Origin of the sequence: Cyanobium sp. Cruz-8D1 (genome assembly GCF_024345975.1) — a bacterium.
Lineage (GTDB): Bacteria > Cyanobacteriota > Cyanobacteriia > PCC-6307 > Cyanobiaceae > Cyanobium.
Genome location: NZ_JAGQCD010000030.1, coordinates 1 through 22,883 on the forward strand (window position 1 = coordinate 1; position 22,883 = coordinate 22,883).

General features: G+C 54.5%; 19 protein-coding genes and 1 pseudogene. 14 read left to right on the top strand and 6 right to left on the bottom strand.

Features of this window, described 5'->3' with window-relative positions; all coding sequences use genetic code 11:
* From KBZ33_RS15640 to KBZ33_RS15695, 13 genes and pseudogenes are all read left to right on the top strand, one after another.
* A pseudogene (locus KBZ33_RS15640) lies at positions 1-266 on the top strand (hypothetical protein); the annotation flags it as partial.
* 247 nt (positions 267-513) lie between these two features.
* The gene (locus KBZ33_RS15645) at positions 514-780 is read left to right on the top strand and encodes a GDP-mannose 4,6-dehydratase (RefSeq protein WP_255011838.1); all 267 of its coding nucleotides are present in this window, start codon (positions 514-516) and stop codon (positions 778-780) included.
* Between the two features lie 72 nt (positions 781-852).
* Positions 853-1,398 carry a hypothetical protein gene (locus KBZ33_RS15650; protein ID WP_254954235.1) on the top strand — a complete coding sequence of 182 codons (546 nt, stop codon included), beginning with the start codon at positions 853-855 and terminating at the stop codon, positions 1,396-1,398.
* A gap of 111 nt (positions 1,399-1,509) precedes the next feature.
* Positions 1,510-2,931 carry a lipopolysaccharide biosynthesis protein RfbH gene (rfbH, locus tag KBZ33_RS15655; protein WP_254954236.1) on the top strand — a complete coding sequence of 474 codons (1,422 nt, stop codon included), beginning with the start codon at positions 1,510-1,512 and terminating at the stop codon, positions 2,929-2,931.
* A 9-nt stretch (positions 2,932-2,940) separates the two neighbouring features.
* Positions 2,941-4,305: a CBS domain-containing protein gene (locus KBZ33_RS15660; protein ID WP_254954237.1), complete on the top strand. Its 1,365-nt coding sequence runs from the start codon at positions 2,941-2,943 to the stop codon at positions 4,303-4,305.
* Positions 4,302-6,206: an N-acetylneuraminate synthase family protein gene (locus KBZ33_RS15665; RefSeq protein WP_254954238.1), complete on the top strand. Its 1,905-nt coding sequence runs from the start codon at positions 4,302-4,304 to the stop codon at positions 6,204-6,206. Before KBZ33_RS15660 ends, KBZ33_RS15665 begins: the two co-directional genes overlap by 4 nt.
* Positions 6,199-7,365 carry an FkbM family methyltransferase gene (locus KBZ33_RS15670; RefSeq protein WP_254954239.1) on the top strand — a complete coding sequence of 389 codons (1,167 nt, stop codon included), beginning with the start codon at positions 6,199-6,201 and terminating at the stop codon, positions 7,363-7,365. The genes KBZ33_RS15665 and KBZ33_RS15670 overlap by 8 nt, the downstream gene beginning before the upstream one ends.
* 38 nt (positions 7,366-7,403) lie before the next feature.
* Positions 7,404-8,450: an FkbM family methyltransferase gene (locus tag KBZ33_RS15675; RefSeq protein ID WP_254954240.1), complete on the top strand. Its 1,047-nt coding sequence runs from the start codon at positions 7,404-7,406 to the stop codon at positions 8,448-8,450.
* Positions 8,451-8,748: 298 nt separating this feature from the next.
* Positions 8,749-8,934 carry a TylF/MycF/NovP-related O-methyltransferase gene (locus KBZ33_RS21880; protein ID WP_396108628.1) on the top strand — a complete coding sequence of 62 codons (186 nt, stop codon included), beginning with the start codon at positions 8,749-8,751 and terminating at the stop codon, positions 8,932-8,934.
* A 788-nt stretch (positions 8,935-9,722) separates the two neighbouring features.
* Positions 9,723-11,519: a thiamine pyrophosphate-binding protein gene (locus KBZ33_RS15680; RefSeq protein WP_254954241.1), complete on the top strand. Its 1,797-nt coding sequence runs from the start codon at positions 9,723-9,725 to the stop codon at positions 11,517-11,519.
* Complete coding sequence (locus KBZ33_RS15685; protein WP_315859216.1) at positions 11,510-12,118, top strand: D-sedoheptulose 7-phosphate isomerase; 609 nt, start codon at positions 11,510-11,512, stop codon at positions 12,116-12,118. The genes KBZ33_RS15680 and KBZ33_RS15685 overlap by 10 nt, the downstream gene beginning before the upstream one ends.
* Positions 12,115-12,813, top strand: a complete 699-nt coding sequence (locus KBZ33_RS15690) for a nucleotidyltransferase family protein (protein WP_254954242.1) — start codon at positions 12,115-12,117, stop codon at positions 12,811-12,813. The genes KBZ33_RS15685 and KBZ33_RS15690 overlap by 4 nt, the downstream gene beginning before the upstream one ends.
* Positions 12,810-13,799: an NAD(P)-dependent oxidoreductase gene (locus KBZ33_RS15695; RefSeq protein WP_254954243.1), complete on the top strand. Its 990-nt coding sequence runs from the start codon at positions 12,810-12,812 to the stop codon at positions 13,797-13,799. The genes KBZ33_RS15690 and KBZ33_RS15695 overlap by 4 nt, the downstream gene beginning before the upstream one ends.
* Here KBZ33_RS15695 and KBZ33_RS15700 read toward each other — a convergent pair.
* The 6 genes from KBZ33_RS15700 to yvcK all read right to left on the bottom strand — a co-directional run bounded on the left by KBZ33_RS15700 (position 13,767) and on the right by yvcK (position 21,866).
* Complete coding sequence (locus KBZ33_RS15700; RefSeq protein ID WP_254954244.1) at positions 13,767-14,321, bottom strand: D-glycero-beta-D-manno-heptose 1,7-bisphosphate 7-phosphatase; 555 nt, start codon at positions 14,319-14,321, stop codon at positions 13,767-13,769. The genes KBZ33_RS15695 and KBZ33_RS15700 overlap by 33 nt on opposite strands.
* A 53-nt stretch (positions 14,322-14,374) precedes the next feature.
* Positions 14,375-15,412 carry a glycosyltransferase family A protein gene (locus tag KBZ33_RS15705; RefSeq protein ID WP_255011839.1) on the bottom strand — a complete coding sequence of 346 codons (1,038 nt, stop codon included), beginning with the start codon at positions 15,410-15,412 and terminating at the stop codon, positions 14,375-14,377.
* A 17-nt stretch (positions 15,413-15,429) separates the two neighbouring features.
* Positions 15,430-17,310, bottom strand: coding sequence for a methyltransferase domain-containing protein (locus tag KBZ33_RS15710; protein WP_254954246.1), 1,881 nt, complete (start codon positions 17,308-17,310; stop codon positions 15,430-15,432).
* Between the two features lie 391 nt (positions 17,311-17,701).
* Positions 17,702-19,360, bottom strand: a complete 1,659-nt coding sequence (locus KBZ33_RS15715; protein WP_254954247.1) for a glycosyltransferase — start codon at positions 19,358-19,360, stop codon at positions 17,702-17,704.
* 207 nt (positions 19,361-19,567) lie between these two features.
* Positions 19,568-20,524, bottom strand: a complete 957-nt coding sequence (locus KBZ33_RS15720; protein WP_254954248.1) for a GDP-mannose 4,6-dehydratase — start codon at positions 20,522-20,524, stop codon at positions 19,568-19,570.
* 7 nt (positions 20,525-20,531) lie between these two features.
* Positions 20,532-21,866: a gluconeogenesis factor YvcK family protein gene (yvcK, locus tag KBZ33_RS15725; RefSeq protein ID WP_254954266.1), complete on the bottom strand. Its 1,335-nt coding sequence runs from the start codon at positions 21,864-21,866 to the stop codon at positions 20,532-20,534.
* Positions 21,867-22,120: 254 nt separating this feature from the next.
* On the opposite strand from yvcK, the gene KBZ33_RS15730 reads away from it, so the two are divergent.
* Entirely contained in the window at positions 22,121-22,879 is a 759-nt protein-coding gene (locus KBZ33_RS15730; RefSeq protein WP_254954267.1) for an ABC transporter ATP-binding protein, read from the top strand.
* Positions 22,880-22,883 lie beyond the last annotated feature (4 nt).

Consider the following 22,883-nt stretch of genomic DNA (forward strand, 5'->3'; position numbering starts at 1 on the left):
GGGAAACGGGCCTGCCCACCCCTTGCAACGTCAGCCGTGGAGCCGATCGCCTGAGGTACGCGGCCCACCCCGGCTACGCCGGGGTGGGGGTGCCGGGGGAATTACACCACTGCTGGGGACGCAAGCCATTGCAACGCCTGGCCGCTGAGGGGCAGCTGCAGGCCTATCGGCACCATGGCTTCTGGCAGCCGATGGACACCCTGCGTGATCGGGTGCATCTGGAGGAGCTGTGGGAGAACGGCAAGGCCCCCTGGAAACGCTGGTGACCCCGAATCCTTCCTTCTGGAGTGGGCGGCGCGTTCTGCTCACGGGCCACACCGGCTTCAAGGGCAGCTGGCTGGCCCTGTGGCTGCTGGAGCTCGGCGCGGAGGTCACCGGCTTCGCCCTGGCGCCTGAAACCAATCCCAGTTTGTTTGCCCAGCTGGAGCTGGAGTGGCGCCTTGATCATCGCCTCGGCGGCATCCGTGTTGCATCCTTGCTCACGGATGTGGTGGCCGAAACGCGCACCCCGAGGTGGTGCTGCACCTGGCCGCCCAGCCCCTGGTGCGCCGCAGCTACGCCGAACCCACGGCCACCTGGGCTACGAACGTGATGGGCAGGATCCACCTGCTGGAGGCCCTGCGCCGCCTGGAGCAGCCCTGCACGGCGGTGCTGATCACCACTGACAGGGTGTATCGCAACAATGAGTGGCTGTACGGCTACCGCGGGAATGATCCCCTCGGTGGCCATGACCCCTACAGCAGCAGCAAGGCGGCCGCGGAGCTCGCGATCGCCAGCTGAGGTACCAGTTTCTGCGGCAGTCAGCCGCACCAGACTCCCTATCTGCGCCTCGCCAGCGCCCGGGCCGGCAACGTGATCGGCGGCGGCGACTGGGCGGCCGACCGGATCGTGCCGGATGCGATGCGGGCGCTGGCGAAGGGCGAGCCGATCGGCGTGCGCAATCCAGCGGCCACCCGCCCCTGGCAGCACGTGCTGGAGCCCCTGGGCGGCTACATGCTGCTGGCGGAGCTGCTGAGCGCTGATCCCTCCCTGGCCACCTCCTTCAACTTCGGCCCCCAGCTGGAAGCCAACCGCAGCGTGCGGGAGCTGGTGGAGCACGCCCTGCGCCTCTGGCCCGGAAGCTGGGCTGACCAGAGCGATCCCCAGGCCCCCCATGAGGCCAGCCTGCTCAACCTCGTGACCGACAAGGCCCACCACCAGTTGGGCTGGAGCCCCCGCTGGGATTTCGCCACCACCGTGGAGCGGACCGTGGGCTGGCACCGGCAGGTGCAGGAGGGGCAGGCATCAGCCCTGGCTTGCTGCCTGGAGGATCTTGAGGCTTTTGAGCAGGTGAAATGCAGCAGTGCGCACGCCCATCAGGAACAGGGGCCCGCTGCAGGGGCAGTCAACTGCCCTTGAATGCTGATGACTTGATCTTGTCGCCTACCTCTCCCCCCACCCGCGTGACCTCGCTTCCCGACCTCAAGGCCCAGAACCTCAGCCTCACGCGCCACTACGCACGCCAGGCCCATGCATCGCCCCGCCGCAGACCCCGAACGGAGCCCCTGGACCGAGGGCAGCCCGATTCCCTACGCCGGCCGGGTGTTCACCGAAGCCGAAGTCAAGGCCGGCGTGTCTAGCACCCTCGATTTCTGGCTCACCCTGGGCTCCGAAGGCGCCGCCATGGAGGCTGAGCTGGCGGCCTTCCTGGGTGTGCGCAGCACCCTGCTGGTGAATTCCGGCTCCAGTGCCAACCTGGTGGCAATTTCGACGCTCACCTCGGCGAAGCTGCCCGATTCAAGGCGCCTCAAGCCTGGCGATGAGGTTATCACCGTCGCGGCTGGCTTCCCCACTACCGTGGCACCGATCGTGCAGGTGGGCGCTTTGCCGATGTTCATCGATGCCGATCCGATCACGGGCAATGCCCGTTGCGACCAGTTGGAGGCCGCTTACAGCCCTGGCAAAACGAAGGCCGTGATGATGGCCTATGCCCTGGGTAATCCCTTCGATCAGGGCGTCACCTTGGCCTTCTGCCGCAAGTACGTCCTGTGGCTGGTGGAAGACAACTGCGACGCCCTGGGCTGCAGCTACTCCATGCCGCGCCCCCTGGCCGAGAGCCTGGGCTTCAACGAAAACAACCCCGGCTTGGATGAGGGCCCCGATCGGGTGATCCGCTGGACCGGCACCTGGGGTGACATCAGCACCCAGAGCTTTTATCCCCCCCATCACCTCACCATGGGCGAGCGGGGCTCGGTGAATATCGTGCGCGATCAAAAGCTCAAGGTGATCGCCGAAAGCTTCCGCGATTGGGGCCGCGACTGCTGGTGCCCTTCCGGTATCGATAACACCTGCAACAAGCGCTTCGGCTGGCAGCTTGTTGAACTGCCCGCAGGCTACGACCATAAGTACACCTATAGCCATCTGGGGTTCAACCTCAAACCGCTCGATCCCCAGGCGGCGATCGGTCGGGTGCAGCTGCGGAGCATGCCGGAGTTCATCGAAGCCCGCAAGCGCAACTGGGACATGCTGCTTCGCGGCCTGGCCGAGCACGACGACGTGCTGGAGTTCGCCCTGCCCACCCATGCCACCGCCTGGGATCCGGAGCACGGCTTCTCCTGGGATGCCACGGGTTGCCGTACTGACTGTTCTTGGTTTGGCTTCAAGATCGCCGTGAAGCCAAGCGCACCCTTATGCCGCACCGAACTTGCCCAAGAGCTGGATCACAACCTGATCGGCAACCGCATGCTCTTCGGCGGCAATCTGCTGCGTCAGTCTGCCTCCGCGCAACTGCGCGCCGATCGCCCCGATGCCCTGCGGGTGGTACGGGAAATGGTGGGGACGGATGAGAGCATGAACAGCACGCTGTTTCTGGGGGCCTATCCGGGGTTGACGGAGGCGATGATCGATCGTGAAGTCAGCCTGGCCAGGCAAATCGTTGCCAATCTCGTTTGAGGTTTTGCTGTGAACGACCTCATTGACCACCTCACGATGCTGTGTACGCAAGACGTGCTTGCGGCAGTCGAGCGGATGGAGTCCAGCCGGTTTCAGATCGTCTTCATTGTTGATGAAGCAGATCATTTGCTTGGTTTGATCACCAATGGCGATCTACGCCGGCATCTGCTTCATGGTGGCAGCACGGCTGATCTTGTAACCGCTTGCATGAATACTCAGTATCGCAGTGTTGGCTTGGAAGCGAGTAAAGAGCAGTTGCTCAAGCTGCTTGATCTTGGCTTTCACGTCATCCCTAGGGTTGACCATGAAGGCAAATTAGTCGATCTGGTCACCGCTGACTACGACCTTGCCTCACCAGAAGCCCCGATCCTGACCCGGGCGCGGGCACCCGTGAGGATGAGCTTCAGCGGCGGCGGATCAGATTTAACCTATTACTTTGTCGATCGACCAGGGGCGGCCTTAAGTACCACGGTGGCGCTTTACAGCCACGCCACATTGATTCCGAGGGCAGACCAGGAAATTAACATCTACTCCGAAGACTTGGACACCCATGAGCACTTCGCATCGATCATGGATCTGCTCAAGACCCCCGATCGCAGCTTGCTGACAGCTGTTGTTTCAGTGATCAAGCCTGATTTTGGTTTCGATTTGTACGTACGATCCGACTTCCCGGTTGGATCCGGTCTGGGCGGCTCATCAGCGGTTGCAACGGCAGTGGTTGCAAGCTTCAATGAAATGCGACTGGACCACTGGAGCACCTATGAAATGGCGGAGCTGGCCTTCCATGCCGAACGGGTGTGCTTCGGGATCGCTGGTGGTTGGCAGGATCAGTATGCGTCAGCTTTTGGGGGATTCAACTTAATCGAGTTGGATGGCAAAAAGAACCTGGTGCACGCAATCCGCATGGAACCAAATATCCTGAACGAGCTAGAAGAATGCCTGATTCTCTGTGATTCGCACATTAAGCATGATTCTGGTAAGCTGCACCAGCAACAGCGCGCCAGCATTAGCCAAGATGACAATGCTCACCAGGTGACTCAAATGGTGAGCCTCTGCAGGCAGATGCACAAACACCTGATCCGTGGCGAATTATTGGACTTTGGCCGTAATCTGGATGACGCTTGGCGGCTCAAGCGAAGCTTTTCTGCTTCGATCAGCACACCCAAAATTGATGCCATCTACGAAGCGGCGCTCGATGCGGGTGCCCTGGGAGGTAAGCTGCTCGGCGCGGGTGCGGGGGGGTTTTTCTTGTTTTTTGTCCAGCCCCAATATCGCCAGCAGGTAGCCCGCTGCTTGCGGGACCTCAATTGCACATTGTCCAGCTTCCGCTTTGAAACGGGCGGGGTCGTTTCTTGGCGAACCAAAGTTTTATGAGCTCCACAACGTTCACCATCGATGGCCACCTGATTGGTGGCTCCCGTGTGTTTGTGATTGCCGAGATCGGCAACAATCATCAGGGCTCTGCGGCCATGGCATGCCAGCTGATCGATGCTGCGATCGAGGCCGGGGCCGATTGCGTGAAGTTCCAGCTGCGCAATCGTGAGGCGCTCTATCGCAGTCGCGACGATGGATCCGTGGCAGAAGACCTCGGAGCAGAGTACATCCAGGACCTGCTCAACAAGGTGGAACTTTCCTTGCAGGACCACCGCGAACTTCGCGCCTATTGCAAGGGAAAGGGCGTCACCTACATGTGCACCCCGTGGGATGAACCCAGCGTTGATGCCCTGGCCACGATGGATGTGCCGGGCTTGAAGATGGCTTCGGCAGATCTCTGCAACCCTTACCTGATTGCCAAAGCCGCCTCACTGGGCATTCCATTGATCTTGTCGACCGGAATGTCGTTTGAACAAGAGATCATCCGAGCGATTGATCAACTCAATGCCCTCAATGCAGTGTTTGCGCTCCTGCATTGCAACAGCACCTACCCGGCCCCGGAAAGCGACATTCAACTGCCCTACATTACCCGCCTCAAACAACTACACCCCCTGGTTGGCTACTCCGGCCATGAACGGGGCACCGCGATCACCACCGCAGCCGTTGCGTTAGGTGCTTGTATTGTTGAGCGTCACATCACCCTAGACCGCAGCCTGGAAGGCCCTGACCACCTAGCCAGTCTAGAACCGGCTGAATTCAAGCAATTGGTCGATGGCATTCGCTCTGTAGAACAAGCGCTGCACTGGGATGGCCCGGCGCGGCACGTGAGCCAGGGGGAATTGCTGAACCGCGAAAACCTGGCCAAGAGTGTGATCGCTACCCGTGCCATCTTGCCGGGTGAGGTGTTCAGCGCCGACTGCTTCCGTGTGGCCAGTCCCGGACAGGGTCTTGCCCCTTATCGATTACAGGAGCTGATCGGTAAAACAGTGCAACGCCACATAGCCCAAGGCGACTTTCTCTTTGATACCGACATCACCGGCCTGGATACGAATAATCGCCAATACAGTTTCCCGGTGAAGTGGGGCATTCCAGTGCGCTACCACGACTTCGCCGACTTTTCACGCCGAATCGATCCCGATCTGTTTGAGTTTCATCTCTCCTATCGCGATTTGGCTGTTGATCCCAAGCCTTATTTGCACATCGTGGATTGCAGCCGCTTGGTTGTGCACGCACCTGAGCTGTTTGAAAACAGCGAATTGTTGGATCTGGCCTCCGATGACATTGCCTATCGCCAGCGTTCCATTCACAATCTCCAGCGGGTCGTTGATGCCACATTGCAATTGGCCCCCTACTTCCCGAAGGCTGATTCCATGCTGATTGTGGCCAATGTGGGGGGCTTCTCAGCAGATGCGCCTTTCCCAGTGGAGCACCGCGGTGAGCTCTATGATCGCTTCCACAGCGCTTGCCAGCAGATCAATTTTGGTGGCACCGAACTCATCCCCCAAAACATGGCGCCATTTCCCTGGCACTTCGGTGGCCAGCGCCACCAGAACATTTTCATGATGCCGGAGGAGTTGGCAGAACAAGCCAAGATCCATAGATTGCGCTTGTGCCTGGATTTGGCCCATCTCCAGATGACCTGCAATCATTTCGCGTTAGATTTTCAGCGTTCCCTTGAGCTGCTCTTGCCCGTGACAGCTCACCTGCACGTCGCCGACGCCTCCGGCACCAATGGTGAAGGTGTGGTGATGGGCACTGGGGATGTAATCTGGGATCAAGCTTGGAAAATCATTATCGGCAGCCCTAATGTCAGTTTCATCCCTGAGGTATGGCAAGGCCATAAAGACCATGGAGCTGGTTTTTGGTATGCACTTGATTTCCTGAATAAAACCCATGACTAACCCTTCGACCACCAATGCCCAAGAGCTTACTCGTGAAGCTTTTCAGCTTGAATTGGAACAAGCCGATGCCCGTTGGAAGCAACGAAAAATTGAACTAGATTCATTGGTTTCGCGATTGCCATTGCTTCTCTTTGGTTTTGGCGGCAAAGGGCAGACCTTGGCACACCATATCCAAAAGCATATTCAAAGAGAGCTTGTTATATTTGACACATCAGCTCACAAGCGCGAGTTGGCGCAGTCCCAAGGATTCAAGGTGCTGGATATGCTCACTCCGGATGTTCTCTCGCAATTTGCCGTCGTTCTGGGTGCATGTCAAGCACAGCTTGAACAAAAGCAAGTAGCTGGAAAGAACTATATATATTATCAAGAAGCAGCTTGTCTGTTTGCCGCACCACACTTGGAAAATCTAGCATTAGACTTTCAGAATTATGTAATCCCTCATGCCGACGAACTATTCGAAGTCTTGAGAGGGTTGTCTCCTCAGTCACGTGAAAGTATGCTTGCTGTTTTGGTATTTCGCCTTTCGCTTGACCCAAGTGCTTTAAAATCATCACGCCAGCCCGATAAGAACATGTGGCTTGATATTCCTACTAAATGGCGTCGTCGTTCTTATGATACATTTCTCGATGTAGGCGCCTTTGATGGTGATACATTGAGCATGTTCCAGGACACATTTTCTTGCCAACGAGGGATTGCCGTTGAAGCTAATACCAGCCTCTTTGCTGATATCCTTAAGATTGGCGAAAAGTTTCCTAAAGGAATAGATATTTTACCCATTGCTGCATGGTCTAAGCGAACCCAGCTCAATTTTGAAGAAGTGCGTTTCGGTATGATTAAAGTAACAGAAGATGAGCAGGGTTCACTAAAGGCAGCTCCAATTGATGATTTTGTATCCGAACAGATAGATGTATTGAAAATGGATATTGAAGGCGCAGAAGCCAAAGCGTTAGAGGGTTGTACTGAACTTCTGAATACCTGGAAGCCTGATTTAGCGATAGCGGCGTACCACCGACCCGAAGATTTTGTAGCTCTGTACGCGCAGCTGAAAAAATATGGTTTTTATCGTCGCGAATATCAATGGCATTTTGTTCATTATAGTGATTGCTTGGATGATAGTATTTTCTATGTCATTCGTTCTGCGCCAATGGACAGCAAGTAACAATGACAATAAGCCATCATCAAAATCCAAAGATAAACATGAAGAAACTAACAGTTTATGGTTTTGGCAATAGGGGAAGAGATGTTATCGATCAGTTCCTTTCACAGGGCTTAACAGTTCATATGATATTCGATAAAGACCCGATACAAACCAGCTATCGTGGCATTGAAATCCGCAAACTGAGTGATCCTACCGCCCTAGACTATGCGCAAGATAGCATATGTGTTATTGCCCTCCATAATAGCTATGTCAATATTAGAGAAGTAAACCTTGCCATCAAAGCTGCTCACGCGACGCCGCTATCTCTCATAAATGCTCAAAGAAATGGTATATTGCACACAATAAGTAATGGTTACTGGTTAAATATATCATCCAAATCATACCAGATTTCAGATGGAGATTCCGATTGGATGCTTGCCAATTTAGCAGATAGTAAGAGCTGTGATATCTTCAGCTCATTAAAGAAATATCGCGAGACCGGCGACATTGAACATTGTCCAATTCCAAGTTTAGACGACGAATACACTCCTAACGATTTACCATTATATTTAGAACCTATTCATTTAGTGGATTGCGGAGCTTATACAGGCGTTGCTTATAAAAAGTTTTCTCAAAGATATCATATCAAAAAATATATTGGATTTGAGCCAGATCCCAAAAACTTCTCGAGTTTAGTTTCGAATAGTTTCCATAGCCAAGAAGTAACTCTGCTTCCATTGGGTGTATCTGACAAAACCGAAACCCTCCGCTTCTCCTTAGGCAAGGATATGGGTAGCAGTATTGACAATGAAGGTGAAGCTCTAATTCAATGTGTAGCTGTGGACGACGTTGTCAAAACTTTTGACGCTAACCTAGTAAAGTTTGACATTGAAGGGGCAGAGATTAGGGGCTTAATCGGTATGGAGAAACTCATTAAACAGCAGAGACCTTCACTATGCGTCTCTGTCTATCACAAACCTGAAGATCTAGTTGAAATACCCAGGCTCATAGCATCCTGGAACTTGGATTATAAATTCTATCTTAGGATTCATGAATATAACGGCTTTGGTGCTGTACTTTATGCACGCAATGGTTTAAAGTCTTAACGAATAATAAAGACGTTTCACTTAAGAAACTCTGTATTATTTTTAAATTCGTATAATGGCCGTGTCTGACTCAGAACCAAGAGCAATCCGGTTTGCTTATCAAACGATCTGAGATCAAAAACCTTAGATTTATCCAGATTCAACGATCAGCCACTGCCGAATTCTGCCAAATTCTACTCTGGCTCCTTGGCTTGATGACAAAGATTTTATTGATATCCATGAAAAAGTTAAGGTTAATATACTTGTTGATTTTTATCGTTGCTACGAACTTTGGTGTCTTGCTAAACAGCTGATTAATATACAAGGCTCTATTCTTGAAGTTGGTGTATGGCGAGGTGGAATAGGTGCTATCTTGGCTAAGGCCGCAGAAGCCAACGGGAAGAGGGTATTCCTAGCAGATGCATTTGAGGGAGCCGTCAAAGCTGGTTCAAAGGATACGCTTTACATAGGAGGAGTCACTCTGATACATCTGAAGCGATTGTAAGAGATCTCATGGAATCTCTACTGCTCCCTAATTTCACCATTTTGACAGGAATATTCCCCGAAGACACCTCGCATCTGTTGGATTTACCAATTGCCATGTTGCATTGTGACGTCGATGTTTATTCTTCTGCTAAGGATGTAGTGGACTTGTGCCTAACAGTAGCACGCGCAATCGTTTTCGAGGACTATGGTTTTCTCGGTTGCGAAGGAATAACTGTATTTAGTCAAGAGCTTCAAGAGCGACGAGTTCTTTGTCTTTATACATAACATTAATGATCATGCGATATTCGTCAAGATAGCCTAACTTGATTTGTCGCATTTAGTCTTCCCTGTTCCGCGATCTACGCTTAACTTCCTGCCAACACATGAGCGACAAATAGCGCTGAGCATGATGGTCAGCATTTTCGCGCCGCCCTACTGGATGATCCCTGCAGTGGCAGCTGCCGATGTTCCTTTGTGCCGACGGCGATGATTCGTTGGCCTGAATTAACCTGGCCCAGTTCCTGTGGAGATAATCTCATGTAAATCCTCACAGTACCTTAGGAAACCGGTCCCCCCGATTGGGTCTAAAACTGAAAGTAACCTTGACCTTCCCGCCCGAGATTATCGATATCAGGGTCCCAGGATCCCTAATAGACAATCCATCCCTCACACCATTATTTGTTGGGTTTATCAGACTGTTCGTATCTATAAGCTCAAGACTGCTATTAACCTTCCAACTGTTGCCGTCAACAAATGTCTGGCTACCATAAAGAATATGGTCTGGGTAGGTAGACAGTGTTAAGATGCTTGCATCCGGGCATTTCCTTGCTCATTATTTCAAGAAATGGGACTTTTATGCAAATTGCGGACTTTCTGATCTCTGTCATTCGCTCTATCGGAGTGACGCAGGGGTTTTCATTGGTCGGGGGGATGGCCATGCACTTGAACCGAGCTGCAGGACAGAACCTAAAAATAATTTACTGTAATCATGAGCAGGCTGTTGTCGCAGCTGCGGATGGTTACTCGAAGGCTTCTGATTTTGCATTGCCAGGACTGGCAATCGTGACATCTGGACCAGGCGTGACCAACACTGTTACGTCCCTTGCTTCTGCCTACTACGATTCTGTACCTTTGATTCTGCTTGCAGGTCAGGTGAAGACCGCTGATATTAATCACATTGGCGTACGTAGCTACGGTGCGCAGGAGGTTCCGCACAATGATCTTCTCCGGCCAATAACGAAGTTATCCTTTACTTACCACCCATCATCTGTTACAAATTCCGACCTTGCCAGAAATTTAGCCATCGCTATGACAGGACGCAAAGGACCTGTTCACATCGACGTTCCGCTCGACGTTCAGACACTAGATATTAAGACAGAAGCTGATGTTGAAGAAGTCGTAGCTCTCTACAATGAACATATCAATTGGGACGCATCGCAAAGCTGCACCTTACCAGAAGAATTGACCAATCGCCTGAAGACAGCGCAACGTCCTTTGATGGTTTTGGGCAATGCATTGAAAATCGCTTCAGTGTCGAATGAGTTCATCGAGAACCTGCTAGAACATCTGGGCTTCCCTGTATTGCTGACTTGGGCCAGCATGGACTTACTGGGCTACGACCACCCGATGGTGTTCGGCTGTGCTGGTGGCCTTGCAGGGGTTCACTCCAACCGAATTCTCCAGTCAGCTGACTTAATCATCTTCTTGGGGGCAAGATTAGATCTACTAACAACCGGATTTAACCCAGCAAACTACGGCAAGAATGCGAGTCGATATGTTTTTGAATGCGATGAGGCTGAGTTAAGTAAATATGATAACGTTGGAAGCCTTATTGGTATAAAAGCTGACGTGCGAGCGGCAATGCGTGCATTGCTAGAAGCTGGTATCGCATCCTCGGAGAGCCTTGCACCGTGGATTTCGCAGTGCTGTTCTTGGCAGACCGAAAACCAGCAGGCTGAAGATCGGGAGTTTTCCACGCCTTGCTTGAATATCTACCATGTCGCTTCTTTGATAGCCAGTGCAGAGACAATACCTTATGTCGTGCCGACTGCGTCCGGATACGCGATAGAAGGATTCGCTCGCTTCTATAAACCCACCAAAGGTTCTCGCTTTGCTTGGGCAGGGCATGTGCTTGGAAGCATGGGCTTGGCACTCCCATCTGCTGTGGGAGCAAGCACACGCTTGCAGAAATGCGTGGCTTGTGTAGATGGCGATGGCGGCCTTTTATTGAACGTTCAAGAGTTGTATACATTGCGGGCTAATCCCGATCTGCCTATTGCACTTTTTATACTTAACAACAGGGGATACGAGTCTATTGCTCAGAGTCAAAACCGTGCTTTTAAGCGTATTTTTGGAGCCACAGCGCAGTCGGGATTGGCAAAGATAGATTTTGCGCCTTTGGCTCACATAGCTGGTCTTGTTTATAATGCATGTCATTCTTATGAAGAGCTGAAAGAGGCTATTTCGAGTATCCGCTCCGATTCTCGTGTTCTTATTGACATCTTCCTTGATGATGACACCTACCGAGGACCTGCAATCACAACTAAGTTTGATGATCAAGGACGCCCATATTCCACTGCGTTGGAGGATGTCACATGGCGCTAGCTATCCGAGCAAGTACACATTTTCATTTTGCAGCTGATGATCTAATCGATGGGCTGACTCACCTGAAAAGTGATGATGTGTTACTCCAAGGCTTGGATGCAATTGTGGGATATTGCAAGAATGCATATCAAGCAAATGGGAAGATTCTCATCGCCGGCAACGGCGGCAGCGCCGCTGATGCCCAGCACTTTGCCGGTGAGCTGGTGAGTCGCTTTTACTTTGATCGTCCGCCCTTGGCAGCCATTGCCTTGACGACCGATTCGTCCATTCTTACCGCTATTGGCAACGACTACGGCTATGAAGATGTATTTGCTCGGCAGGTGCAGGCCCTTGGCCGAAGCGGTGATGTGTTCATAGCCATCTCCACGAGTGGCAATTCGCCCAACATCCTCAAGGCTATCGTGGCTGCCAAGACGATCGGGTTGGTGGTGATTGGCTTGACAGGGCGCAGTGGAGGAAAAATGAAGGCATTGTGTGATATTTGTTTGTGTGCACCATCAGATGCAACCCCTCGCATTCAAGAGTGTCATCTCGTGATCGAACATAGTCTTTGTGCCTGCATTGAAGAGCAGCTATTTGGGCACCTTCGCGAACAATGAAAGCTGTAATCCTCTGCGGTGGTCTGGGCACCCGTCTCGGTAACCTCACCAAGGACACTCCAAAACCTTTGCTTGAAGTCGCCGGCAAACCATTCATTGCCCATGTCTTGAATCGCTTGAAATCCGGGGGTATCGATGGGTTGGTACTAGCAGCTGGATTTCAGTGGGCCAAGCTCAAGCATTACATCGGCGACAATTGGGATGGTGTTCCTGTCCACTATTCCATCGAGACCCATCCTCTCGGAACAGGAGGCGCCATCAAGGCCGCGATGGCAAGTGCATCCCTATCCGAAGCATTGGTCTTCAACGGAGACACATTGTTTGATATCGATATTGCTTCTCTTCTGGCTTTTGCGCACAAGTCAGTCGCACAAGTATGTATTTCCCTTCGAAAAGTCGATGACTGTTCCCGTTATGGTCGGGTGACTGTGGGAGCCAATGGCGAGATGTTGTCCTTCGGTGAAAAGGGCTACAAGGGTGCTGGCTTGATCAACGGAGGTATATATTATTTACGTAGCCATTGCTTGCATGGGATCAAGGCGGGATCATTTAGTCTTGAATCTGATTTCCTTTCTCTTCAGCAACCAGGCCATCCCATTTATGGGATGCCTTTCGATGACTACTTTATTGATATCGGTATTCCCTCCGATTTACAGCGAGCGGAAGTGGAGCTGCGGGCTATGGAGCGATCATGAATCTTTTAATTACAGGCGGAACTGGTTTTTTTGGCCGGGCGCTCATTAAGTATCTTGAGGCAGAACGGCTATCGACTGGAGCTTTGCCTTTTGAGCAGATTACAGTTCTATCGCGTTCTCCAGAGAAATTTAGCCTTAGCTATTCCGCCCTTGCCAACTTGGCTTGGATTCGCTGGCACGCCGGGGATGTTTTGAACCCTGATAGTTTGCCTCAGCAAAATTTTAGCCATATTCTTCATGCGGCGGCTGATTCCACAGATGCCGCCGCGTTAACACCTTTGCAAAGGTATCAGCAAATTGCATTAGGCACCCAGAACATTCTTGATTTTGCTGTCCAACACCGCACCCAGCGCTTTCTGTTGACCAGCTCCGGTGGCGTTTATGGACCCCAGCCTGACGGCATGGCATTCATCCCGGAGACTTACAACGGCATGCCAGATCCATTATTGCTCTCCAGCACCTATGGAATCGCCAAGCGCCAAGCAGAACATTTGTGTACATTATATGGCGAACAATATGGCATCGAAACCGTGATTGCACGCTGTTTTGCTTTCGTTGGCGAAGACCTGCCTCTCCATGCGCACTTCGCCATCGGCAACTTCATTCGTGATGCGTTGTGGCATGAGGCCATCACCGTTGGTGGCGACGGCACACCTCTGCGCTCCTACCTTGACCAACTCGATCTTGCGCACTGGCTCATCTGTTTACTGCTCCAGGGTCAGCCAGGCCAGGCCTACAACGTTGGCTCAGACGTCGCCATCAGCGTGGCCGATTTGGCCTTTTTGGTGCGCGACACCTTGGCGCCGCGTAAATCTGTACACATCCTGCGAGTGCCCGACCAGCAGCGACAGCGCAATCGCTACATCCCAAGCATTGAGAAAGCCCGCACTGATTTGCAGCTAGATGTGCGCATTGCCCTACAACAAGCCATCACCCATACCGCTGAGATACGTTCACGGGAACAGGAGCGACTGAATGGCAGCTAGCGATTGGCAGACAGCATCTGCCGCAATACCAGCTCCATCGCTCGCCAGCAATATCTTTTTTCCAACGCCCGCCGCCGCTGCGGCGAGCATATCTGATTCTTTATCGCCAATCATCAGCGAATTGGCCAGATCTATCCCAAGGTCGTCTCGAGCCCGCAGAAGCATCCCTGGATTTGGTTTCCGGTCTATTGAGTTTTGCCGATAGTCGCCGATCCCGAAAACGGGATGATATGGACAATAATAGACCTTTGCTATTGGTGCTTTCTCCCTCTCGAAATGTGTCTTCATCCATAGCGTAAGTCGCCAGAAATCTGTTTCTGTATAGAATCCTCTGCCGATACCGGCCTGGTTTGTGACCACCACTAATAGCATTTCCCTGTCTACTGCCGCTCTGCACAGGCTGAAGATATCATCTATAAAATCAAAGTCTTCGATTGTGTGAACGTAGTTCTTTTCCACATTGATGACGCCATCTCGATCCAGGAAAAGTGCTCTTCTTCTTGCTGCTGCTTTGGTTTCCATCAGAGTCTCTTATACCTTGGCTGAACTAGGGACCCTTGGCATCCTGCGCCCGTTTACCTGAATGCTGTTGGCCATCTGCTTCTCCTAAGCAACCCTCTAATCTTTGCATTTATTCGTTGCAAAACCGGTTGCCGCTGCTTGTTTGCATTCGGCGTTTGCTTACGTATTTCACCCGGAATCTTAACTTCGGGCCCTTGGATTATCCCTTGCCTGATTAAGTAATCGATGGACTGAAAGTTTCCAAAGCTTCTAAGATCTCCAACGGATACAGCTTTGTCATGCATTAAATGTCTGTAGGCTAACGCCAAGTCTATATTATTTGCCTCTGCTATGTCTGTAAGCTTTTTTGACGTTCGGTCGAACCACATGCGGCCAATATCATTATTCATTCTAACGCCTTCTTGTCCTGCGTGCTGCCTAATCAGAACACTTGGTATTCGATCTAGTATTACAGACCCTTTGGTGCTGAGCTGAGTGGCTATGATTCGGTCGGTATCAAAAGGGTTGTCATCTAGACCCTCGATGCATTCTGCCCAAGCCGCTCGATTTACAATGAGTGACGAAAAATGACAGGTTGTTGATATAAGATTTGCTACCAGCATCTGCTGAAGCTGAAATCTCCACCTATCCCCAATAGGCTTTTCATCAGTTGCAAACCACATGTTGTACTGGCCAAAAAGCTGCTTCAGATGGTGATCTTCATCTTCAATCCACGCGCAAGCACCATAGCTGGCAACTACATCTTTGGCGAAAGAAAAGGATTGAATTCCTCGCTCTAGGTGATTTTCTGTCCACCAGTCATCATCAAAGAGTATTGCCATCTTTTCTTCTTTTATGTGTCGTAATGATTCGAGTGCATGTCTTCGGCCTGGGGGGATGGGGATGCTATTGAAAATGTAGTTTATTGGAAGCAGTTTAAACTCACTGCAAACTGATGCTGATCGCCTGTCCTCGCCATTTTCAATTACTATTATTTCAGAAACCTGGCTCAACGCATTTTGGGCAGCTATTGACCTTAACGCCGTTCTCAGCATCTCTGGTCGTTTACATGTTGGTAGCAGGACCGAGACTTTCATGGACAGATCTTCCATTCAACCTCCACAGCTTATCAAAATTGCGGATGCTCATCTGTGGCTAGTGCAACCGCAGCTAGCCCAATATGCATCTGATGATTCCGAACTTCCTTGTATTCACTTTGGCCTCTCCGCAGCAAGAATGAATAAAATGGCCAGGCCAAAAGTTTGGCGATCTTTCTTTTCCGTTCTCCCATGCTGCGGTTGGTGAGCCATAGGCCAAGCATTTGGGCAAGGCTATGGTCCCAGCCGCCTAGAATCTGTATATTCTGTACGTTAAAGTCAGCTTCTTCCAGATAGGCCTTCAAGGCTACTGGAGTGAACCGATGATAGTCGTAGGGGAGTTCATGCATCGGCCAGATGAAGGGTACGGTCAGAAACAGAACGCCACCAGGCTTCAGAACTCGGCGAACCTCCCTTAGTAAATCACCGGGTCTGTGCACGTGTTCCAGAACTTCTGTCATCAACACGGTATCGATGCTCTGCGGCTGCAGAGGTATGGTCTTGCCATCCCAGGTGAGATCTAAGGAGTGGCCTTTGTGATACTCCGACTTGGCAAAATCTAGCTTGATGTATTGGCTGATACGGCCCGTTTCCATGATCAGCTCTTCGTAGGGCGAACTGCCTGCGCCAACATCAAGAAGTTTGCCGTGGAATTGTTGTTTTGCTTGCGATACCGCCTGCAGTATCCATGTTCTTATGGCAAGTGTTTCATAGTTTCCCATGCAGGGAATCAAGTCCGTAAACGCGTTGGGGCTTCGGTCGATGAAAATCTTCTCTGCGCTTCTGTTGGATAGAACCGATGGAAGTATCTGGCTTGACCTCTTTATTTGCCAGCCAACCAGTTTCATGCCTCCGATGATTTTGTCTGGAGACTTCAGTCCAAGACAAAGCTTCCTCAGCGCTCGTTTGATGATGTGTTTTGGCGGGCCTGAAACTGCCGGTGAAGCGCGTTCATCCGTGCTCTTTCTTGGCTGGATGGCGGTGTAGGCGTAGGGAACCGATGGGACGACCCTTTTTGCGATTTCCAGTCTATCTAGGTAGTCTTCCGCCATGGCGGCCCACGCCTGCGATGGACGATCCAGATAGAGTTGAGAGTGGGCTGAGACCATCTCGAGATTCTGCCGATTCGGCAGCCCGGAAAAGTGGGCAATCACAACCTTCTGTTTGTTGAAGTAAGCAACACCATCGTGTCGTGTCAGCTCCCCTTGATGTAGATTCCAGTGGCCAAGATTGTATACTTCCCTGGCCAGAACAACTGTTGAATCCCTGAAGTATACTGGCAGTAGATTGAGCCAAATCTGATCGACAAATTCAAAGTCATGGTGGGTGGGTAGCCCTGATGCTTGGCGATGCGCGTAGGAATGGCCAAAGGCTTCTAGTCTTTCGCACAACCACTGTGATGCCTCTTCTGCAGCCTCAGAGTGCCTCATGCCCACGACGCCAGCATTGAACAAACCATGCTTCAGAATATTTCTTTCATGAGGGAAAGCATGATCTAAGTTGACAGGCTTGCTGGCGTGAGGAGTGAGGGCGATACAGCCAGAATCGAGTTCCTCCCAAATCGGGTCGAGGCTTGCAAGAATACCGATATCCGTATCGACCATGATCCACTTTTCAAAACTACGCTTGGTGCTAAGATAGTGGTGGAGTCTGCCTCGCACTACACACGATAGCTCAAACGGAGTATATTCTTTGGCAAGCCTCATTCGAGTTTCTTGGTTCAAAAGCTCATCCCAGTAAATCCATTCGGGCCCTAGTGGTAAGGCTTGCGGCAAAGAATCTCTTTCTCCTAGGACCAAAACGAGAAAGCTTGTCTCAGGATTGCTTTCTTGGATATAGGAGTACAGAGTCAGTGCTTGTGGGATGTAATTCGAGGTAATGATCGAAGTAATTGCATGTTTTGTTGTTTTCATTGGAGCCTTGTTGGTGCTGGCATGTGAAAGGACTGCTAGTTGCTTCCAGTGTTGGGGGTGTTTGTGTACTGTACTCTGTAATACGCTCCTGTTGAATAGCTATGCTTCATTCACGTTCAGTGGATCTCCCCCGCATAGCCAGCTTAGAATGTGCCTATAGCCCTTGATGTTTGCCAAACGGCTGGGCTAAGCATTCGATTTCTATTGCCTCCAAGGCGACCAATGGTCTTTCACTCTTCCATGGTTTGAGGGCTCCCGAGCCGCAGATGTTTCAGGATGGTGCATTTCTGATGACATGCCGCCAATGCTGAGCCAGAGGGCTTTTGGGCCGTACACCACATATTTGCCGACGCAGTCAAGAAGACAGCCGGTGAGTATCCTCCACTCCGGCTCAGGAACATGCGAACTGGTTTGCTTTGAGAGCAGCCGCCAGGCTTTGGCGCTTGGCCCAGAGTTGCTCCAGCCGTTCCCGGTAATGGCGACCCACTGCGGCGGAGGAGAAGCGCTGGCGGTAGGAAGCGGCGTGGCCTTGATCAGGTTCAGCCTGCTCCAGGCGATACAGGGCCACTTCCCGCAGACGTTCGGCGGCATGGTCCACGTCGGCATCGGCCCACACCTGGCCTTCATGATCGAAGTACTCGCCTTCCTGGACGGGGATCAGACGGCAGCGGACAGGGTGAGCCAATGGGCCGATGCAGAAATCGGTGGTGGAGCTGTAGTCGGTCACGATCACGTCGAGCCCGAGCTGAAGGGCCTCGGCGTGGCCACGGCCCAGGCCCTCGGAGCGGTGCAGTGAAACGAAGCCATCGCAGCAGCCGTAAAGCGCCAGCAGTTCGGCGCGCTCAAGGCTGGCCTCGATCACGTGCAGCCGCTGATCCTGGCGGGTGAATCCCTTTAGCTCATCCCAGGCTTTGTTTGGCGAGGAGGGGGTGAGGGTCTTGATCACGAGGCCCACCTTTTCGCCAAGTGAATCGCTGGGGGGAAAGGCACGACGGAAGGCCTCGAGGACCGCCATCGGGTTCTTTCGGCCGATTGTCGAGTTGAGGTCGAAGCCGAACACGAACAGCACTTTGCCCGTGGGCAACCCGAAGCGCTGGCGGGCGTCCGTGCGGGCCCGCGGATCGGTGTAGTGATCGTGGTTTTCAATCTCCGCCGGCGGCGGCATGCGCGTGAGGCGGAGGGTTCTTTCGCCGACATCCGACTTTGCGAAGGGCCGCAGGGCCTCCTTGATGATGCTGCTGTATGGCCAGGCTTCATCGGCAAGTTGAAGGATTGGTTCCCACTTCGTTGGCCATTTTTCGAGCTCCCAGGGCCAGGACGCAATGGTGTAACGACTTACCTGCTGTTTAAGACCATGTTCGCAATACCATCTCGCATGGGATGGGGCTGACATGCAGACCAGATTGAAGGCATAGGGGCCTTCTTCGCCCGCAGGCAGCGTGAGATCCTCCAATCTCCGGTCGGTTGTGGCTGAACCATTCCGCGCTGGGTGGTCGATCACACAGAAGGGGATGGCCGCTGCTCGCAGTGCATCAGCAATGGCACGGCAATCTTCTCCAATCCCAAAGACATTGAAGGCGTGGCCGATGAGGTTCACGCCGAAGGGGCGTTCGGCGAAGCTGATATTCGTTTCTCTTTGTACCCTCTCCTGGAGGAGTGTATTCGGATTGAGCATTTCTGCTGCAGTGGCAGAAGCCTGTTGTGCTTCCCACCATTTCTGTAATGCCTTGGCTCTGAACGGCAGCGGATAGCGCAACTGCAGACTTTCCTCTTCCAGCCAACAGCTTGCGGCAAGCAGGCTGACGCCAATTCCTGGTAGTGGCTCCCGTAAGTACTTGCGGCTCGCTGGCAATCCTTCCAGAATTGACCAGCGATTTATCGCCTCGGCCAGGCGTTTTGAATATCGTCTGCTTCCTTTACTGTCTGCCAAGTCTGCCTTGATGTCTGGCGTTTCTCCTGTGGAGAAAATCAATCGCGCAGCTAAGCTTGTTGCAAGGTTAAGCTGCTGCTCTCGAATCTTATGCCTGGCCCGACGGAGAAGGGGACTCATCAGGATCAGCAAGCCTGCTCGCAGCTTTGGACGGATCCGCATCGTATGGGATGTGTTTCTTTCACTCTACCTTGCGATCCGCTTTCCTTGTGGGCGAGCCCAATTTATTCTCCCTCGGTTGGCATTGTCGTAACGACAAAGGCAAGGCAATTATTTCTTCGTCGTATTGGTGCGGCAGCGGTTTCAGGCCCAGGGCTCACCGTTCGCCTAAAAGAGAATCCCGTTGTGCATCTTAAGGATGATCTCCTCAAGTCCATGGGCGGACTTCCACCCACACTTCTGTTCGATCAGCCTTGGGTCCATCTCTGAGTAAGTAAGATCCGTAGGGCGCAATAGATCTTGGCACGCCTCTATCCTTTCCTCCGCCTTTAACCCTGCCACTCTGCAGGCAGCCGCCACGAGCTCACGAAGGGAGTTGGTCTTGCCGGAGGCGATCAGGAAGTCCTGTGGCTTCTCTGCCTGCAGCATCAGGTGCATCGCCTCCACGTACTCCGGCGCCCAGCCCCAGTCGCGCCAGATGTCGAGATTACCCAGCACCAGCTTCTCCTGTTTCCCTTCTGCAATCGCCTTTACCCCCTGGATGATCTTCTGCGTCACGAACCGCTCAGGCCGCAGGGGGGATTCATGGTTGGCCAGGATTCCGGTGCAGGCAAACAGACCATAGGCCTCCCGGTAGTTCGCCACCTGCCAGAACGCCGTCGCCTTCGCCACGGCATAGGGGCTGCGGGGGCGGAAGGGGCTGTCCTCGTTGGCCGGAGTGCGGCCCGTGTCGCCGAAACACTCCGAACTGCCCGCATTGAACAGCCGCACCGGCGCGCCCAGATAGCGGATCACCTCCAGCAGGTTGAGGGTGCCGCCGGCGATCGATTCCATGCACTCCACCGGCTGCTCAAACGACAGCCCCACACTCGTCTGCCCCGCCAGGTTGTAGATCTCATCGGGCGCCACACCGCTCACCACCTTGAGCACGCTGCGGAAGTCGTTCGGTGCCAGCGACACGATCTCCACGCCCGCGCGGATGCCCAGCCGCTCCAGCCGGCTGGTGTTGGCCATCTGGGCATCACGGCTCGTTCCCACCACCCGGTAACCCTTGCCCAGCAGCAGGTGGCTCAGGTAGGCGCCGTCCTGTCCGGTGACGCCGAGGATCAGGGCGGTGCGACTCATGGGTTGCTCAATCCTTGCGGTGTTTCCGGTAATAGCGAATCACCTCCTTGGCCACGCTGCGCGGCTCGTGGCGCAGGGTGGCACTGGGCCTGGCTCCCTGCAGCGGAGCCAGGATCACTTCATAGCCCTGTTCCTTGAGGCGTGCGGCCTCGCAGGTGACGGGTTCGGCTCCGCGCAGCCGGTACACGTCCAGCAGGCTGGAGTCGGCCAGGTCCTCCTGGGCCAGCACGGCGCTGAACAGGCGCTGCTCCACGCCAAGGCTGGCCAGCTGGGCTTCGATCGCCCGCAGGTGGCCGCCCACGTCCAGGCCGTCGGTCTCGCCGGGCTGGGTCATCAGGTTGCAGATGTACAGCCGCGGCGCCTTGCTGGCGCTGATGGCGCTCACTAGTTCCGGTACCAGCAGATTCGGGAGCAGGGAGGTGTAGAGGCTGCCTGGCCCCAGCACGATCAGGTCGGCGTGGGCAATCGCCTCCAGGGCCCGGGGCAGGGCCGGCGGCCGCTCCGGCGTGCAGCCGAGGCGCACGATCGGGCAGGGGGCATGGCCGATCTGGGATTCGCCTTCGATCCGCTGCCCGTTCTCCAGCTCGGCCCAGAGGCGCACGTCGGCGTTGGTGGCCGGCACCACCTGGCCCTGCACCGCCAGCACGCGGCTGCTGGCGATGATCGCCGACTCCAGGCTGCCGGTGATCGCCGTCAGGGCGCTCAAAAACAAATTGCCGAAGCTGTGGCCCTCCAGGCCGCTGCCGGCCTTGAAGCGGTACTGGAACAGCCGGGTGAGCAGGGGCTCCTCCCGCGCCAGGGCCGCCAGGCAGTTGCGGATGTCGCCGGGGGGCTGCACGCCCAGCTCCCGCCGCAGCACGCCGCTGCTGCCCCCGTCGTCCGCCACCGTCACGATGGCGGTGAGGTTGCTGGAATAGCGCTTCAGGCCGCTCAGCAGCGTCGCCAGACCCGTGCCACCACCGATCGCCACGATGTTGGGGCCCCGGTTCAGCCGTCGCTGGGCCAGCAGGGCGTCCACCAGCAGGGTGTCTTTTTCCGGGGCCAGGGCCTGCTGGATGGCGCCGAAGCTGCGGCTCTGGCCCAGCCAGACCATGGCGGCGCCGACCAGCAGCACCAGCGGGCCGGTGATTTCCCGGGGCATCACCTGGGTGAGGCGATTCAGGCCCCAGCGGATCGTTTCGAGGGTCCAGTAGATCGGCTGCAGGTCGGCCCACACCGCCGCCCCCAGCAAGGCGATCACCAGGCCGAAGCCCGAGGTGATCATCCAGCGCTTCACCACCAGACCTGGCTGCAGCCAGCGCGCCGCCCGCCGCGAGCGGCTCATCAGATCCTGCTGACGCATGTCGCCGCGGCCCACCCAGCGGGGGCGTCCGGGGCGGGAACCGCCTCGGCGCCGCCGGGCGTTCGCAGCGGGGCCTCGAAGCGTCAAGAGCAGGGCGTGGCAACGCGGCACAGACCAACGGAACTGTACGGATGAAAAGCCCTTCCGGAACCGGCAGGATGGGAGCCGGGCCTCCGGGGTCCCCTTGCCGTGGTTCCTTGGCCCTCAGTCAACTGGCGTTGAAAGTTCCGCCGTCTTCGCCACCGGCGGCCCAGATGGAGAACCTCAGCATGCGCTGGGGCGAGACGCTGGTCCTCGATCGGGTCGACCTCAGCCTCGCCCCAGGGGAGCGGCTCGTGGTGGTGGGGCCCTCGGGCGCGGGCAAGTCGACCCTGCTGCGGCTGCTGGCGGGGCTGCAGCTGCCCAGCGACGGGCGGCTGCTCATCCACGGGGAACCCCAGACCTACCTGCGCCTGGACCAGCGCCACCCCCCCGACGTGCGCCTGGTGTTCCAGAACCCGGCCCTGCTGGCCTCGCTGTCGGTCCGCGAGAACGTCGGCTTCCTGCTCTATCGCTTCAGCCGGCTGGGTGAGCGGGAGATCGCCGAACGGGTCGACCAGGCCCTGCAGGCCGTTGGGCTGGCGGGCATCGCCGATCGCATGCCCGGCGAGCTCAGCGGCGGCATGCAGAAGCGGGTGAGCTTCGCCCGCGCCCTGATCGACGACCCCACCCTGGCGTCGGCCCGCACGCCCCTGCTGCTCTTCGACGAGCCCACGGCTGGCCTCGACCCGGTGGCCTGCACCCGCATCGAAGACCTGATCGTGCGCACCTCCCGCATCGTCAACGCCTCCACGCTCGTGGTGAGCCACGTGCTGAGCACGATCGACCGCTGCGCCGAACGGGTGGCCCTCCTCTACGACGGTCGCTTCCGCTGGATCGGTGCGGTCGAGGACTTCCGCGTCAGCACCAATCCCTATGTGGTGCAGTTTCGGAGCGGTAGTCTGCAAGGACCGATGCAGCCGGCCGAGAACTGAGCCC

Excerpts from the sequence above, each read along its gene's own strand:
- rfbH (WP_254954236.1), top strand. The coding sequence starts at position 1,510 with ATGCATCGCCCCGCCGCAGACCCCGAACGGAGCCCCTGGACCGAGGGC.
- KBZ33_RS15665 (WP_254954238.1), top strand. The coding sequence starts at position 4,302 with ATGAGCTCCACAACGTTCACCATCGATGGCCACCTGATTGGTGGCTCC.
- KBZ33_RS15670 (WP_254954239.1), top strand. The coding sequence starts at position 6,199 with ATGACTAACCCTTCGACCACCAATGCCCAAGAGCTTACTCGTGAAGCT.
- KBZ33_RS15675 (WP_254954240.1), top strand. The coding sequence starts at position 7,404 with ATGAAGAAACTAACAGTTTATGGTTTTGGCAATAGGGGAAGAGATGTT.
- KBZ33_RS15685 (WP_315859216.1), top strand. The coding sequence starts at position 11,510 with ATGGCGCTAGCTATCCGAGCAAGTACACATTTTCATTTTGCAGCTGAT.
- KBZ33_RS15690 (WP_254954242.1), top strand. The coding sequence starts at position 12,115 with ATGAAAGCTGTAATCCTCTGCGGTGGTCTGGGCACCCGTCTCGGTAAC.
- KBZ33_RS15695 (WP_254954243.1), top strand. The coding sequence starts at position 12,810 with ATGAATCTTTTAATTACAGGCGGAACTGGTTTTTTTGGCCGGGCGCTC.
- KBZ33_RS15700 (WP_254954244.1), bottom strand. The coding sequence starts at position 14,321 with ATGGAAACCAAAGCAGCAGCAAGAAGAAGAGCACTTTTCCTGGATCGA.
- KBZ33_RS15705 (WP_255011839.1), bottom strand. The coding sequence starts at position 15,412 with ATGGAAGATCTGTCCATGAAAGTCTCGGTCCTGCTACCAACATGTAAA.
- KBZ33_RS15710 (WP_254954246.1), bottom strand. The coding sequence starts at position 17,310 with ATGAAAACAACAAAACATGCAATTACTTCGATCATTACCTCGAATTAC.
- KBZ33_RS15715 (WP_254954247.1), bottom strand. The coding sequence starts at position 19,360 with ATGAGTCCCCTTCTCCGTCGGGCCAGGCATAAGATTCGAGAGCAGCAG.
- KBZ33_RS15720 (WP_254954248.1), bottom strand. The coding sequence starts at position 20,524 with ATGAGTCGCACCGCCCTGATCCTCGGCGTCACCGGACAGGACGGCGCC.
- yvcK (WP_254954266.1), bottom strand. The coding sequence starts at position 21,866 with ATGCGTCAGCAGGATCTGATGAGCCGCTCGCGGCGGGCGGCGCGCTGG.
- KBZ33_RS15730 (WP_254954267.1), top strand. The coding sequence starts at position 22,121 with ATGGAGAACCTCAGCATGCGCTGGGGCGAGACGCTGGTCCTCGATCGG.